Source organism: Polaribacter sp. 2305UL8-11 (genome assembly GCF_058147165.1).
Genome location: NZ_JBYVJW010000006.1, coordinates 203830 through 218128 on the forward strand (window position 1 = coordinate 203830; position 14299 = coordinate 218128).

Genomic DNA, 14299 nt, shown 5'->3' on the forward strand with positions numbered 1-14299 from the left:
ATTTGAGTGCAATAGTTTATTTATAAATTTATAAATTGCTTCATCTAATTAAAAATATAAAAAAATGAAGAAAATAGTTTTTTTAGTACTGTCAGTATTTTTGTTTACAGAGTGTAGCACAGTGCCAATTACAGGAAGAAAAAGAGTAAATTTTGTAAGTGATGCTCAAGTATTACCAGCAAGTTTTGCTCAATATAGAGGTTTTTTGCAAGAAAATAAATTATCTAGTAATAGAGCTATGACCAATCAAGTAAAAGAAGTTGGTAAGAATATTTCTGCTGCTGTAGACAGATTCATGAGAGCAAATAACATGGTTGCAGAAGCTAATTCATATAAATGGGAGTTTAATTTAATAGAAGACAAAACTGTAAATGCTTGGTGTATGCCTGGAGGTAAAGTTGTTTTTTATACGGGTATTATGCCAATTTGTGCGAATGAAAATGGAGTTGCTGCAGTTATGGGGCATGAAGTAGCGCACGCATTTGCAAAACATGGACAAGAAAGAATGTCTCAAGGACAATTACAACAATTAGGTGGTTTGGCAGTGGCTTTAGGTACATCTGGTAAAGATCCAAAAACACAGCAACTATGGAACATGGCTTTTGGTATTGGCTCTGGTTTAGGAATGTTAAAGTTTAGTAGAACTCATGAACAAGAAGCAGATAGACTAGGTCTAGTCTTTATGATAATGGCTGGTTATGATGGTAGAGAAGCTGCAGAAGTTTGGGTAAGAATGAGCAAGAGAGCAGGAGGTAAGCAAGGTCCAGAAATTTTGAGTACTCACCCTACAAATGCATCTAGAATAAAAGATTTAAGAAATTATTTGCCAACAGCAAGAAAATATGCTGCGCAATTTAACGCGCAAGGAAATAATCAAATCAAAAAATAGCAAATAAAATAGTTTCGCTATATTGTAGCCGTTCAATTTTTTGTTGAACGGTTTTTTTTATAAAATACATTCTATGTTAAAAATTGGAGATAAAAAATTAATAAATGCCTGGGCTTTTTATGATTGGGCTAACTCAGTGTACTCTTTAGTAATTAGTACTGCAGTTTTCCCACTATTTTATAGTGCAATTACAGATGGCAAAACTGTAAATTTTCTTTGGATGAAATGGGATTATCCAGATACATTATACAGCTATGCTTTGTCATTCTCCTTTTTAGTGGTTGCATTTATGTCGCCAATACTATCTGCAATCGCAGATTATACTGGAAATAAATTAAAATTCATGAAATTTTTCTGCTGGTTAGGAGGTTTATCTGTAATGAGTATGTATTTTTTTAAAGATATAAACACGGCTTGGATTGGTATTATTTGTACAGTTTTAGCAAGTATTGGTTTTTGGTCAAGTATTGTATTTTACAATTCTTATTTACCAGAAGTGGCACATCCAGAACAACAAGATGCTGCTAGTGCAAAGGGTTTTATACATGGCTATGTAGGTTCTATCATTTTATTAGGAATAAGTTTGTACTTAATTATGTCTCAAGAAGATGGTGATATGAAACTTATTATGATGCGCTATTCTTTTGTAATGGTAGGCCTTTGGTGGATTGGTTTCGCACAAATAACATTTAAAAAATTACCCAACAATATACACAACAGAAAACCAGAAAAAGATTATATATGGAAAGGTTTTAAAGAGTTGAAAAAAGTTTGGAATGAATTAAGACACTATCCAACTTTAAGAAATTTTTTAATTGCTTTTTTCTTGCTGAGTGTAGGTGTACAAACCATCATCTTATTAGCAACTATTTTTGGATCTTCAGAGTTGGGTTTAGAAACTATAAATTTAATTATTACAGTTTTACTAATTCAAGTTGTGGCAATTTTTGGGGCTTGGTTTTTTTCAAGATTGTCCTCTAAAGTAGGCAATTTTAAAGCCATAAAAATTACTATATTTATTTGGATTCTTGTTTGCTTTAGTGCTTTTTTATTAGAAAAAGATTTACCAAATGTAGATATTTATTTTTATGCATTAGGTGGTTTATTAGGTTTGGTTTTAGGTGCAATACAATCTTTAACAAGGTCTACCTATTCTAAATTATTGCCTAAAACGTATGACAATGCAACCTATTTTAGTTTTTATGATGTAACAGAAAAAATAGCAATTGTTTTAGGAACTTTTGTTTTTGGTTTCTTAATTTATTTAACGGAATCTATGCAATATAGTGTCTTAAGTTTGGCATTATTTTTTGTAGCTTCTTTAGTTGTACTAAGTAGATTAAAGAAAACAGAATATGTACATTAATACAATAATTTTCTAATTCCTATAAAAAGAAAAACGAGCAAAGAATACCCAATAAAAAAAGGAATAATAAAAGTTTTTAATTCTAAAACTAAGAATATACTTATTATTAAAAGTTGAAAACCCAAACCAAAAGTAGAAATTAGCGTCATTAACCAATTTGGAAAAGGTTTTCCTTTGGGTGCATTTCTGTCTAATGCATAAATTATTTCATCAAAAACGCCATATAAAGTTTTATAAATAATATAAAGTATAGTTACATTTTTTTGTTTTTCTCCAGGTAAAGCTACTGGTGTTTTGTCTTCAAAAATACGACTAGTAATATCACCATTAAAACGATTTCTAAGAATTACATAATAATAATTGTATAAGGTTCCTTGTAGCTGAAGTCCGAAAAAAGCGAATAACGCATATAAAATATGGATTTCTGTAAGTTGCCAAAGTGTAATAAATATGATAAAGTTAAGGACAATATCTGCAACAGAATCTAAAAAACGCCCTGTATAAGAAGGTGTTTCTTTTATTCTTGCCAACTCACCATCTGCAGCATCTAAAATAGATTTAAATATCAAAAAAAAAGCTGCAGCCCAATAATATTCTATAACAATACTATAAATACCAATTAGACCAGAAATAAAAAATGCAATAGTAACATCTACAGGTGTAAAAGAGGTGTTTTTTAGAGACTTTGCAATGATTTTTGCAATGGGTCTTCCATAATCAGATAAATCTAAAAATTGATGTTCTTTTGGTAATTTAGACATAAAAATGCAATTGGGTTAAGAGCATTTTTATCACCAATAAAAGGATCTAAAACAGCACTGTTTAATGACAACAAAAATAAAAAAAAGTGCTACAATTAAGTAACACTTTTTTCTATCTTTTTTAAAGATTTAGATATTAAAATTAACACCTAAAACAATATTTCTGCCTTGGTTTAAAATAGCATCTGGTTTTAATCTTGATAAATGATTGATATACTTTTTATCTAACAAATTATTTACAGTTAAGTTTGTGGTAAATTTTAAATTGCGCATATTTATTTCTCCACCAAAACCAAAATTAAGTAAACTGTATGCAGCAGTTGGTGTCTCGAATGCACTTACATTATTTTGTGAAAATGTACTTTGTAAAGTAAGAGATGTATAACCTTGTTGTAACCATTTGTTAATAGTAAACTCAGTTCTAAATGTATTTCTCCAAGTATTTGCAGGAATTAATGGTAAATAGCTTCCATTATTTTGTTTACCAATAACAGTTTCGAAAGTACTTTCTAAATGCAACCAGTCTAATGGATGTGGGTGTAAATGTAACCCAAATTCTCCACCATATAATTTTGCATCTTCTTGTGTGTAGGTAAATACACGTTCTCCATCTTCAATTTCATTTGTTGGAGTTATGTATATATAGTCATTAAGTATGTTGTAAAAACCATTTGCAAAAAACTCAAAATGTTCGGTTTTATATTCTAAAGAAAGATCAATTTGCGTATTTTTTTCATTTACTAAATTGCTATTTCCTTTTTCAAATCTATTTGTTCCATGATGCACTCCATTAGAAGATAACTCAGCTAAGTTTGGAGCTCTAAAACCAGTAGAAACATTAATTCTTGATGTAATTTTATCTGTTATAGCATTTTTTAAACCTAAAGAAGTTGTAAAACTATTGTAAGATTTATCAATAGCTTCAAAAATATGTGTGTCATTATCATGAGTAATTTCGTGTCTTTCTGTTGTAATATTTCTATTATCAAAACGGATTCCTGCTTGCAAAGTATTTTTATTCCATGTGTAATTTGCTGTTGTAAAAATCCCAAAATCATTCATTCTAGCATTTGGTATTAATATTTCTTCACCAAAGTTGGTATTTGTTTGATGCAATCCTTGGATGCCTGATAAAATTTCAAAATTTCCAATTTTAGGGAAATGGTATTTTGCATTGTATGTAAAGGTTTTTAGCTTCATTCTTAATGCAGCTTCTTCATCTTCTTTATGGTCTGCCTCATCTTCATGCTCTTCAAATTCTTGTCTATCATTAAAAGTATACCCCAAATCGATATCTAATTTAGAGTTTCCAAAGAAAAAATGATTGTGAGAACTCAATATATGATTGTCAATTTCTTGATAAGGTTCTAACAATGTTCTACTTTTAGATTGTTCTGCTATTCCTTCTTCTGGTAAACCTAAATTAGATCTGTTAAAGTTATACCTAATTTCTGAAGAAAAATTATCTTTAGAATAGCCTATTCCTGTTTTAAAGTCTTTCTCATTAAAACGTGTATTTGTAACTCTTTTTCCTGTAGGAATCTTATAATCAGCATGTGATGCATAAGTTCCTCTTGCTAAAAACTTCCATTTATCATTAGAAACTTTATAACCTAAAGACGAATTTGTACCTAAAGTATTGCTAAAAAAACGTTGGTTAAAACTTATATCACTATTATTTTGTGATGCAAATTTTTCTGGATTTAGATATAAAACACCACCCAAAGCATCAGAGCCATATAATAGGGAAGCAGGCCCTTTTATAACTTCTACACTGCTAATTCCAGCATCATTAATTCCTAAACCATGTTCACTACCAAATTGTTGATTTTCTAAACGAATTCCTTGTGTGTATACCAAAACTCTATTTCCGCTTAAACCTCTTATTACAGGTTTTCCAATAGAAGCTCCTGTAGATATTTGAGAAACTCCTGCAATATTTGTAATCCCTTCAGACAGTGTTGTAGAACCTAATTTTTGAATAGATTTTATAGACAGTCTTTCTACTTTCATTACATTTTCTGATTGTAATTTATTAAAAGGTGTAGAAACAATAATCTCATCCATTTCAAAAGGAGATTCTTGCATTTTAATATTTAAAGTAGTGTCTGAATTTATGGTAATAATTTTTGAAACAGTTTTAAAACCTAAATAAGAAAAAGTAATTTTAATCTTTCCATTAGGAATGTTTTTTAAGATATAAGTTCCGTCTTCTAAAGAAATTGTTCCCTTATGAAGTTCTGGAGTTTGAATTTCTACTTGATATAGTGGATTGTTTTCTAAATCTGTAATTTTTCCTGAAATACTATTTTGAGCATTCGCAGAATATATTGCTATAAAAAATAGCAGTTTTATAAATGTTTTCATCGATGTTGTTTTACTAATTAAAAATATGTGTTACTATAAATTGCCTGAAACAATCTTTTTAATTCTTACGATTGTTACAAGATTCATTTTATAATAATAAATTGATTTTAAGCAGTAAAACTTGGTGGTCCTCTTGTAGTTTTTGCAGATTGATAAAACGCTGCAAATGCCTGAGGTTTATCAATAAAAATTGATGTATAGTAATGTGTAGGAATTACATCATAATTAGAGGCAATATTTGTAGAAAAGACGTTTAATTGTTTGTGAATTTCATCACAATCTATATCCTGTTTGTGAATGTGATGCTCGCCAACTGCACTACAAATTGTATGTTCATGGCTTTCTAATTCATGCATTACTTGTATTGATGTTGGTATCATCAACAAAAACAAGAAAATAAAACTGATATGTCTTTTAAAATTTTTGATATTACTTCTTTTTCCTGATTCTTAAATTCAGCATTTCTACACCTAACGAAAATGCGATGGCAAAATACAAATATCCTTTTGGAATAGCTCCTACTGTTTTGTTAAAAATTTCAGTATGTGATAAATGAGCACCTTCAGTAATTAACATAAAGCCAATTAAAATTAAAAAGGAGAGTGCCAACATTTGTATGGTTGGATTTCTATTTACAAAACTACTTATTGGATTTGCAAAAATCATCATAATTAAAATAGAAACAATTACAGCAATAACCATAATTGTAAGAGCACCATCTACACCATTTGTCATTCCAACAGCTGTTAAAATACTATCAAAAGAAAAAACAATATCAATTAATATAATTTGAATAATTACATTGGTAAAAGATACTTTTTTAGGAGTTTTTAATACTTCATCTTCATTAGTACCTTCCATTTTTTCTCTAATTTCTTTGGTACTTTTATATAGCAGAAAAAGCCCACCTAAAAATAGAATAATACTTTGCCCAGTAAAACTGGTTTTAAACCAACCAGTATCAATTTTTAAAAAAGGGTCTTTTAAAGCAATTAAATAAGAAACTCCAAAAAGTAATATAATTCTGGTAACCATTGCCAAAGCCAAACCTAATATCGTGGCTTTTTTAACTTGATTTTCTTGGAGCTTATTTGCAGATATAGATATAAAAATTATATTATCAATTCCTAAAATAATTTCAAGAAAAGTTAGTGTTAATAGTGCAACCCAAGTATCAGCATGTGCAAATATTTCCATCTTATTTTACTTTATAAATAGTGCCATCTGTAGCAAATTTGCTAAAACCTATTTTAGCTGTAAAATTATAAGAACTATCTTTAACCTCTGTAATTTGCACATAAATTGGGTCTTTATCTAACTCCTTTTTGGGTGTTTTCATCTTTAAAGTATAGAAAAAATTATTTTTCCATTTAATATATAATGTATCTATATGTTTAGTTCTTTTAATGCCTGAAGTACTATCATTAGAAATACTTACAATCTTTTCATATTCCTCAATCTGCAAACTATCTACTCTTGTAATAATGGTTTTGCTATACCCTTCTCCAGCAGGAATTTCGAAAACTCCAACTTTAAATCTATCTGAATTGTCTTTAATTTCTGATTTACAGGAAATAAAGAGAAAAAAGAAAAGAGAGAAAAGAATAAAGTAATTTCTCGATAAAATTTTATTTACAACCATTTTTTAATTACATTTTTATTTCAATCTAACCACTAAAACCTAAATCCCTGTATAATTAGCAGGCGTTATTGCTTTTAATTCTTCTTTAATTTCTGATGAAACATCTAAAGTATCAATAAAATTGGCAATTGATTTTTGGTTGATTTTCTCATTGGTTCTTGTCAGCCCTTTTAAAGCTTCGTAAGGATTTGGATACGCTTCACGTCTTAAAATAGTCTGAATTGCTTCTGCAACAACAGCCCAATTATTTTCTAAATCTTGTTCAAACTTTTCTTTGTTTAACAATAATTTATTCAATCCTTTTAAAGTAGATGTAAAAGCGATTATTGTATGCCCAAAAGGAACTCCAACATTACGTAAAACTGTACTATCTGTTAAATCGCGCTGCAAACGAGAAATAGGTAATTTTGCAGATAAATGCTCAAAAATGGCATTTGCAATTCCTAAATTTCCTTCAGAGTTTTCAAAATCTATAGGATTTACTTTGTGTGGCATTGCAGAAGAACCTACTTCACCAGCTTTAATTTTTTGTTTAAAATAATCCATAGAAACATAGGTCCAAAAATCTCTGTCTAAATCTATAATTATTGTATTGATACGTTTTAAGGTATCAAACAATGCTGCTAAATGATCATAATGTTCTATTTGTGTAGTTGGGAAAGAATGTTGCAAACCTAACTTTTCTTGTACAAATTCACTTCCAAATTTTTTCCAATCAATTTTTGGATACGCTACTTTATGTGCATTAAAATTACCTGTTGCTCCACCAAATTTGGCAGCACTTGGTATGTCATTTAGTAAATTAAATTGCTCTTTTAAACGAACCACAAAAACATCAATTTCTTTTCCTAAACGTGTTGGAGAAGCTGGCTGTCCATGCGTTCTTGCCAACATAGAAACGTCTTTCCACTCAATTACTAATTCTTGTAAACGTTTTAAAAGCTCTAAATAATGAGGTACATAAATAGTATTCATTGCCTCTTTAATAGACAAAGGAACTGCAGTGTTGTTAATGTCTTGAGAGGTCAATCCAAAATGAATAAACTCTTTATATTTTTGTAAATTTAGTGCATCAAATTTTTCTTTGATAAAATACTCAACAGCTTTCACATCATGATTGGTTATTTTTTCGATATCTTTAATTTTTTGAGCATCTTCTGCAGTAAAATTCGTATAAATATTACGTAACTCATCAAATAAATCTGTCTTAAAATCTGCCAATTGTGGCAAAGGAATTTCGCACAAAGCAATAAAATATTCGATTTCCACTCGAACTCTGTACTTTATTAAAGCTTCTTCCGAAAAATAATTAGCTAAACTCGATATTTTACCTCTGTAACGTCCATCTATAGGAGAGATGGCATTTAATTGTGTTAAGTTCATTTTTTGTTCTGTTGTGAATTGCAAAAATAGGCATTTCAGCAGATTTATAAAGATGATTTTTGATGTTTTTCTATCAAAGCCAAAATGTGTTTTCCACGTGCTTTGCAGCCTTTACTTTCGTGAATAATTTTACTTTCTATAAGGTGTTTCAACTCTGGATGAATCCAATCTTTTTCTAAGCCAAATAAATACAAAGTATTCATTGTATACGCTCTTACTGCTATTTTTTGAGGGGTTATCAACCAATCAAAACCAGTTTCTACAATTGCATCAATATGAGCTATTGTTAAGTTGTTTTTAATTTCATTATCGGTTTTAGAGTAATAGGCTGTTGCTAAATGTTCGCAAATTTTTGCACAAGGTCTAATTGCACTGTCAAATTTTAGGGCATTTATTTTTTTTGAAAATTCATCTAAATGTAAAACCATCCAATTTAAATGATGATGTGTACAAATCCATTCTAAAATCCAAGCTGCTTTTATAGACACTTTATTATCAACATCAAAAGTTATAGCAACCAATTCTTTAAATAAAGTTTTATTTTCTAACACAATATTTGCCACTCTTTGTCGGTTTTCCCTTTTAGGGTTTTCCATATTATTGAGTTGCTCTGTAAGGAAAAGTAGATTTGTTTTTGGCACTATTAATGTATATTTGTATAAAAATACTATTGAAATGATAAATATAAAAAGACTGTTTTTTGTTTTTGCTTTTTTTGCTTGTTTTTTTATGAGTGAAACTGTTAGAGCACAAAAAATTAATCAGTTTGATAAAAATAAGAAAAGAACTGGTGTTTGGAAAAAATATTACCCAAATAAAAGAATTCGCTATACAGGTCAGTTTAAAGACGGAAAAGAAGTAGGCGTTTTCAAGTTTTATGATATTACAAACTCTGACCATCCTGTTATTATAAAAACTTTTTTTCAAGACTCAGATTCTCTTTTTGTACAGTTTTATACATTAAAAGGTACAATTGAAACAGAAGGAGTTTTAAACGGAAGAAAGCGAGTTGGAAACTGGAAATATTTCTATCCAGATGGAACATTAATGTCTGAAGAAAATTATAAAAATGGTAAATTAGAAGGAGAACAATTGGTTTATTATCCTGATGGACAAGTAACAGAATTTGCAGTTTATAAAAATGGTTTGTTAGATGGAGTTGTAAGTAAATATTCTAGCAAAGGCATTCTAATAGAGGAGGTTACGTATAAAAAAGGAGTGCAAAATGGTTTGGCAAAATACTTTGAGTTAAATGGAGATTTAAAAGAAACTGGACATTATAAAGATGGAAAAAGAGTAGGTAAGTGGGAGTATTATATGGATGGAGAAATTGCAACAGAAGCAGATAAAAAGAAAGAAAATAAGTTTAAAAAGAATAAAGACAATTAACTTTAAATGTTATCTCTAAGTAAGAAGTAAAGAATTAAAGCTACAAATTTAAGATTTCTCCATAAAGTTGAAATGAGATTCATTATAATCACTATTCAATAATCACTAATCAAAAAATAATTCAAATCAATAAATACATCAATTCTTTCAATATATATCACTTATCTTTTCCTTACAAATTCATAACTTTGCATCCTCAAAAATAAATAATGAAACGAGTTGTTGTTGGTCTTTCTGGTGGTGTAGATTCTAGTGTTACAGCATATTTACTTAAAGAACAAGGTTATGAAGTGATTGGTCTTTTTATGAAAAATTGGCATGATGATTCTGTAACCATTTCTAATGAATGTCCTTGGTTAGAGGATAGTAATGATGCTATGATTGTTGCAGAAAAACTCGGAATTCCTTTTCAAGTGGTAGATTTAAGTGAACAATACAAAGAACGTATTGTAGATTATATGTTTGATGAATACTCAAAAGGAAGAACACCAAACCCAGACGTACTTTGTAATAGAGAAATAAAGTTTGATGTTTTTATGGACATTGCTTTAAAACTAGGAGCAGATTACGTTGCTACAGGTCATTATTGTAGAAAAGCAGAAGAAATTATTGATGGAAAACCTATCTATAAATTATTAGCTGGTAAAGACAACAACAAAGATCAATCGTATTTTTTATGTCAACTTTCTCAGCAGCAATTGGCAAAAGCCTTATTTCCTATAGGCGAGTTAAAAAAGCCAGAAGTAAGAGAAATAGCCAAAGAAGCCGATTTAATTACAGCAGAAAAGAAAGATTCGCAAGGGTTGTGTTTTATTGGTAAAGTTCGTTTGCCAGAGTTTTTGCAACAAAAATTACAGCCTAAAGAAGGCGAAATTGTTCAAATTCCTGTAGATTTTAATCAATATACAAAATCAGCACCAAAATTTGAAAATAAGGAAGCAGAACTAAATTACTTGGCAACAAAGTTTTCTTATCAAAAAACAGATGGAAAAGTAGTTGGTAAACATCAAGGAGCACATTATTTTACCAAAGGACAAAGAAAAGGTTTAAATGTGGGGGGTACAAAAGAAGCTTTGTATGTGATTGAAACTGATGTAAATAAAAATATAATTTATACTGGTGAAGGAAAAAACCACCCAGGTTTGTATAGAAATGTTTTATTCGTATCTAATGAAGAAACACATTGGATTCGTGAAGATTTGACACTAAAAAATGGTGAAAATTTACAAGTAGAAGCAAGAATTAGATACAGACAACCTCTTGAAAAAGCAACATTGTATAAGGTTGAAAATGGCTTGTTTGTAGCGTTTGAAAACAAACAATCTGCAATCCAAGAAGGGCAATTTGTAGCTTGGTATCAAAACGAAGAATTGTTAGGCTCTGGAGTAATTTCTTAAAAACTTTTTTTTAGCATTTTTAAAGTAGTATTTTTATGACTCATTATAAGAGTTATGAAAAATATAGTATTTTTATTAATTGTTCTTTTAACTACAAATTTTTACTGTCAGCAACAAGATGCTTGGGTATTTTTTAAAGACAAACCTAACAAAACCACTTTTTTAGCAAACCCACTAACCATGCTTTCTCAAAAAGCTTTGGATAGAAGAAATACACAAAATGTTTCTCTAGATGAAACTGACGTTCCTATAGAAAAAAATTACTATAATTCTCTTAAAAGTACTGCTAATATTACTGTTTTAGGAAAATCGAAATGGTTGAATGCAGTTCATATTCAAGGAACAAAAAGAGATATCGATAATTTAAAGTCGGTCTTTACATTTATTGATAAAATTGAATTTGCAGACAAGTCTTTAAATGAAAACAGTAAAAAAACATCAGCAAAACAAAAAAGACAACATTATAATAAGTTCGAAAATTCTAATACTGATTTTACGTATGGAAATACAGAAAATCAGATAACAATGTTAAAGGCAGATTTTCTTCATAAAGAAGGTTTTACTGGAAAAGATCAAATTATAGCTGTTATTGATGCAGGTTTTCCAAATGTAAATACATTATCCGCATTTAAAAGATTACGAGATAACAATCAAATTTTAGGTGGCTATGATTTTGTAGAGAGAAGTGATAATTTTTACACAGGTCATAATCATGGAACCAATGTTTTATCAACCATTGGAGGTTATATAAAAGATGAGTTTGTGGGATCTGCACCAGATGCATTTTTCTATTTATTTAGAACAGAAAATGCGCCTGTAGAAGTTCCTCTAGAGGAAACTTTGTGGGTAGAAGCTGCAGAAAGAGCAGATAGTTTAGGAGTTGATGTTATAAACACCTCTTTAGGTTACACCACTTTTGATAATCCAAAATATGATTATTCTTATAATGATATGGATGGAAAAACAACATTTATTACAAGAGGAGCAGAAATGGCTGCAAACAAAGGAATTTTGGTGGTAAATTCAGCAGGAAATGAAGGAAATAAAACATGGAAATATATTTCTGCTCCAGCAGATGCAAAATCTGTAATTGCAGTTGGAGCAGTAGATAAAGATGGAAATGTAGCTTCTTTTAGTTCTTTTGGACCAAGTTTTGATGGTCGTATAAAACCAGAAATTGCTGCAAAAGGAGCAGGCTCAGCTGTAATTAATCATACAAATGGTTCGATTACTACTTCTAGTGGAACCTCTTTTTCGGCGCCAATAATGGCTGGAGTTATTGCTTGTTTGAATCAATATGAAAATTTAGAAACCAAAAAGAGAAATAATAACTTTTTAAAAGAAGCAGTTTATAAATCTGCGAATAAATATGCGAATCCTACATCACAAATGGGGTATGGAATCCCTAACTTTCAAGAAGCATTTGCATTATATAAATCATCACTTTCTGTTGAAGATATTTTTTTTAAAGATTTAAAAATAGTTCCAAATCCTATTTCAACTAATTTTAAAATAGAAGGAATTGAAAATAATTTAAAAAATATTAGAATTGATATTTTCGATATTTTGGGAAAAAGAGTTTTTCAACAAAATAAAGTTCTTTCAAAAGAAATAAACATTTCAATTTTAGAAAAAGGAATCTATTTTTTAAAAATTGAAAAAGAATCTAAAATAAAAACAATTAAAATTATAAAACAATAATGACGAATAAGATTACTAAATTATTCAACATAAAATACCCTGTAATACAAGGAGGAATGATTTGGGTTTCTGGTTGGAGATTGGCTTCTGCAGTTTCTAATGCTGGTGGTTTAGGCTTAATTGGAGCAGGATCTATGTATCCAGAAGTTTTGCGCGAACACATTCAAAAATGTAAAAAAGCGACAGACAAACCTTTTGGTGTAAATGTACCTATGTTGTATCCTCAAATAGAGGAAATTATAAATATTATTATAGAAGAAGGAGTAAAAATTGTTTTTACATCTGCTGGAAACCCAAAAACATGGACTTCTTTTTTAAAGGAAAATAATATTACTGTGGTTCATGTAGTGAGTTCTGTAAAATTTGCCCTAAAAGCAGAAGCAGCTGGTGTTGATGCAGTTGTTTGTGAAGGTTTTGAAGCTGGTGGACATAATGGACGTGAAGAAACTACCACTTTTACTTTAATTCCTATGGTTAAACAACAGGTTCAAATTCCTGTAATTGCAGCTGGTGGTATTGGATCTGGAAGAGGTATGTTAGCTGCAATGGTTTTAGGGGCAGATGGAGTTCAAATAGGAAGTAGATTTGCAGCTACTGTAGAATCTTCTGCGCATCAAAACTTTAAAAATACAATTGTTGAAGTGAAAGATGGAGGAACACATTTAACATTAAAAGAATTAGCACCTGTACGTTTGGTGAAGAATAAATTTTATCAAGAAGTTCAGGAGTTATATCAGCAAAATCCATCAATAGAACAAATTAAAGAATTATTAGGAAGAGCCAGAGCAAAAAAAGGGATGTTTGAAGGCGATTTAGAAAATGGAGAGTTAGAAATTGGTCAAATTGCGGGTTTAATTAACGAAATAAAACCTGCTAAAGCTGTTTTAGAAGAAATTATGGAAGAATTTAATCAAGTTAAAGCCTTTATACATAAGCTTTAAGGTAGCTAAGTAAAAGAAAATGAATAATTTATGCTCTATTTGTTTTATTGGCACTATCTTTGCAACTTAAATAAACGTTGTTAGGAATGAATTTAACAACACAATAATTTTTTATAATGAATAAAGGTACCGTAAAATTTTTCAATGAATCTAAAGGATTCGGATTCATCACTGAAGAAGGAACAAACAAAGAACATTTTGTACATGTGTCAGGATTAGTTGACGAAATTCGTGAAAACGATGAAGTTGAATTCGACTTACAAGATGGAAGAAAAGGATTAAACGCAGTAAACGTAAGAGTATTATAATATATATTTATTACTAGTTAAATTTTTATCTAAAAGCCTATCAAATTTGATGGGCTTTTTTTATTTTCGTTTTTTTATAAAAATGGCTTAATGGCAAAAAATGGTTGGTAAAAACCTCTGAATCCCTTTGTAATACTGATTAAATTAAAAGTTTA

14 protein-coding genes are annotated in these 14299 nt (G+C 29.5%); 7 read left to right on the forward strand and 7 right to left on the reverse strand.

Annotation, left to right across the window (positions count from 1 at the left end):
• The first annotated feature begins 64 nt into the window (after positions 1-64).
• Positions 65-889 (forward strand): M48 family metallopeptidase, encoded by an 825-nt coding sequence (locus ACY2RW_RS07690; protein WP_490122133.1) that lies wholly within the window; start codon positions 65-67, stop codon positions 887-889.
• A 73-nt stretch (positions 890-962) separates the two neighbouring features.
• The gene (locus tag ACY2RW_RS07695; RefSeq protein WP_490122134.1) at positions 963-2255 is read left to right on the forward strand and encodes an MFS transporter; all 1293 of its coding nucleotides are present in this window, start codon (positions 963-965) and stop codon (positions 2253-2255) included.
• On the opposite strand, the gene ACY2RW_RS07700 is transcribed toward ACY2RW_RS07695, so the two are convergent.
• The 7 genes from ACY2RW_RS07700 to ACY2RW_RS07730 all read right to left on the reverse strand — a co-directional run bounded on the left by ACY2RW_RS07700 (position 2252) and on the right by ACY2RW_RS07730 (position 9004).
• Positions 2252-3016 carry a CDP-alcohol phosphatidyltransferase family protein gene (locus ACY2RW_RS07700; protein ID WP_490122135.1) on the reverse strand — a complete coding sequence of 255 codons (765 nt, stop codon included), beginning with the start codon at positions 3014-3016 and terminating at the stop codon, positions 2252-2254. The two genes, ACY2RW_RS07695 and ACY2RW_RS07700, sit on opposite strands and share 4 nt — an antisense overlap.
• A gap of 129 nt (positions 3017-3145) precedes the next feature.
• Positions 3146-5383 carry a TonB-dependent receptor gene (locus ACY2RW_RS07705; protein ID WP_490122136.1) on the reverse strand — a complete coding sequence of 746 codons (2238 nt, stop codon included), beginning with the start codon at positions 5381-5383 and terminating at the stop codon, positions 3146-3148.
• A gap of 107 nt (positions 5384-5490) precedes the next feature.
• Entirely contained in the window at positions 5491-5763 is a 273-nt protein-coding gene (locus tag ACY2RW_RS07710) for a hypothetical protein (RefSeq protein WP_490122137.1), read from the reverse strand.
• Between the two features lie 49 nt (positions 5764-5812).
• Positions 5813-6580, reverse strand: a complete 768-nt coding sequence (locus ACY2RW_RS07715) for a TerC family protein (RefSeq protein ID WP_490122138.1) — start codon at positions 6578-6580, stop codon at positions 5813-5815.
• A gap of 1 nt (position 6581) precedes the next feature.
• The gene (locus ACY2RW_RS07720) at positions 6582-7025 is read right to left on the reverse strand and encodes a hypothetical protein (RefSeq protein WP_490122139.1); all 444 of its coding nucleotides are present in this window, start codon (positions 7023-7025) and stop codon (positions 6582-6584) included.
• 39 nt (positions 7026-7064) lie between these two features.
• Complete coding sequence (gene purB / locus ACY2RW_RS07725) at positions 7065-8408, reverse strand: adenylosuccinate lyase (protein ID WP_490122140.1); 1344 nt, start codon at positions 8406-8408, stop codon at positions 7065-7067.
• Positions 8409-8452: 44 nt separating this feature from the next.
• Entirely contained in the window at positions 8453-9004 is a 552-nt protein-coding gene (locus ACY2RW_RS07730) for an adenylosuccinate lyase (protein WP_490122145.1), read from the reverse strand.
• Positions 9005-9137: 133 nt separating this feature from the next.
• Here ACY2RW_RS07730 and ACY2RW_RS07735 point away from each other — a divergent pair, with 133 nt between their 5' ends.
• The 5 genes from ACY2RW_RS07735 to ACY2RW_RS07755 all read left to right on the forward strand — a co-directional run bounded on the left by ACY2RW_RS07735 (position 9138) and on the right by ACY2RW_RS07755 (position 14144).
• Positions 9138-9797: a toxin-antitoxin system YwqK family antitoxin gene (locus ACY2RW_RS07735; protein WP_490122141.1), complete on the forward strand. Its 660-nt coding sequence runs from the start codon at positions 9138-9140 to the stop codon at positions 9795-9797.
• A 209-nt stretch (positions 9798-10006) separates the two neighbouring features.
• Positions 10007-11194 carry a tRNA 2-thiouridine(34) synthase MnmA gene (gene mnmA / locus ACY2RW_RS07740; RefSeq protein WP_490122142.1) on the forward strand — a complete coding sequence of 396 codons (1188 nt, stop codon included), beginning with the start codon at positions 10007-10009 and terminating at the stop codon, positions 11192-11194.
• A 54-nt stretch (positions 11195-11248) separates the two neighbouring features.
• Positions 11249-12895, forward strand: coding sequence for a S8 family peptidase (locus ACY2RW_RS07745; RefSeq protein ID WP_490122143.1), 1647 nt, complete (start codon positions 11249-11251; stop codon positions 12893-12895).
• Positions 12895-13836 carry an NAD(P)H-dependent flavin oxidoreductase gene (locus tag ACY2RW_RS07750; protein ID WP_490122144.1) on the forward strand — a complete coding sequence of 314 codons (942 nt, stop codon included), beginning with the start codon at positions 12895-12897 and terminating at the stop codon, positions 13834-13836. Before ACY2RW_RS07745 ends, ACY2RW_RS07750 begins: the two co-directional genes overlap by 1 nt.
• Positions 13837-13952: 116 nt before the next feature.
• Positions 13953-14144, forward strand: coding sequence for a cold-shock protein (locus ACY2RW_RS07755; RefSeq protein WP_015480027.1), 192 nt, complete (start codon positions 13953-13955; stop codon positions 14142-14144).
• Positions 14145-14299 lie beyond the last annotated feature (155 nt).

Coding starts and splice junctions, on each gene's coding strand:
- ACY2RW_RS07730 (WP_490122145.1), bottom strand. CDS start 9,004: ATGGAAAACCCTAAAAGGGAAAACCGACAAAGAGTGGCAAATATTGTG.
- ACY2RW_RS07755 (WP_015480027.1), top strand. CDS start 13,953: ATGAATAAAGGTACCGTAAAATTTTTCAATGAATCTAAAGGATTCGGA.
- purB (WP_490122140.1), bottom strand. CDS start 8,408: ATGAACTTAACACAATTAAATGCCATCTCTCCTATAGATGGACGTTAC.
- ACY2RW_RS07695 (WP_490122134.1), top strand. CDS start 963: ATGTTAAAAATTGGAGATAAAAAATTAATAAATGCCTGGGCTTTTTAT.
- ACY2RW_RS07745 (WP_490122143.1), top strand. CDS start 11,249: ATGAAAAATATAGTATTTTTATTAATTGTTCTTTTAACTACAAATTTT.
- ACY2RW_RS07705 (WP_490122136.1), bottom strand. CDS start 5,383: ATGAAAACATTTATAAAACTGCTATTTTTTATAGCAATATATTCTGCG.
- ACY2RW_RS07750 (WP_490122144.1), top strand. CDS start 12,895: ATGACGAATAAGATTACTAAATTATTCAACATAAAATACCCTGTAATA.
- ACY2RW_RS07715 (WP_490122138.1), bottom strand. CDS start 6,580: ATGGAAATATTTGCACATGCTGATACTTGGGTTGCACTATTAACACTA.
- mnmA (WP_490122142.1), top strand. CDS start 10,007: ATGAAACGAGTTGTTGTTGGTCTTTCTGGTGGTGTAGATTCTAGTGTT.
- ACY2RW_RS07690 (WP_490122133.1), top strand. CDS start 65: ATGAAGAAAATAGTTTTTTTAGTACTGTCAGTATTTTTGTTTACAGAG.
- ACY2RW_RS07720 (WP_490122139.1), bottom strand. CDS start 7,025: ATGGTTGTAAATAAAATTTTATCGAGAAATTACTTTATTCTTTTCTCT.
- ACY2RW_RS07700 (WP_490122135.1), bottom strand. CDS start 3,016: ATGTCTAAATTACCAAAAGAACATCAATTTTTAGATTTATCTGATTAT.
- ACY2RW_RS07710 (WP_490122137.1), bottom strand. CDS start 5,763: ATGATACCAACATCAATACAAGTAATGCATGAATTAGAAAGCCATGAA.
- ACY2RW_RS07735 (WP_490122141.1), top strand. CDS start 9,138: ATGAGTGAAACTGTTAGAGCACAAAAAATTAATCAGTTTGATAAAAAT.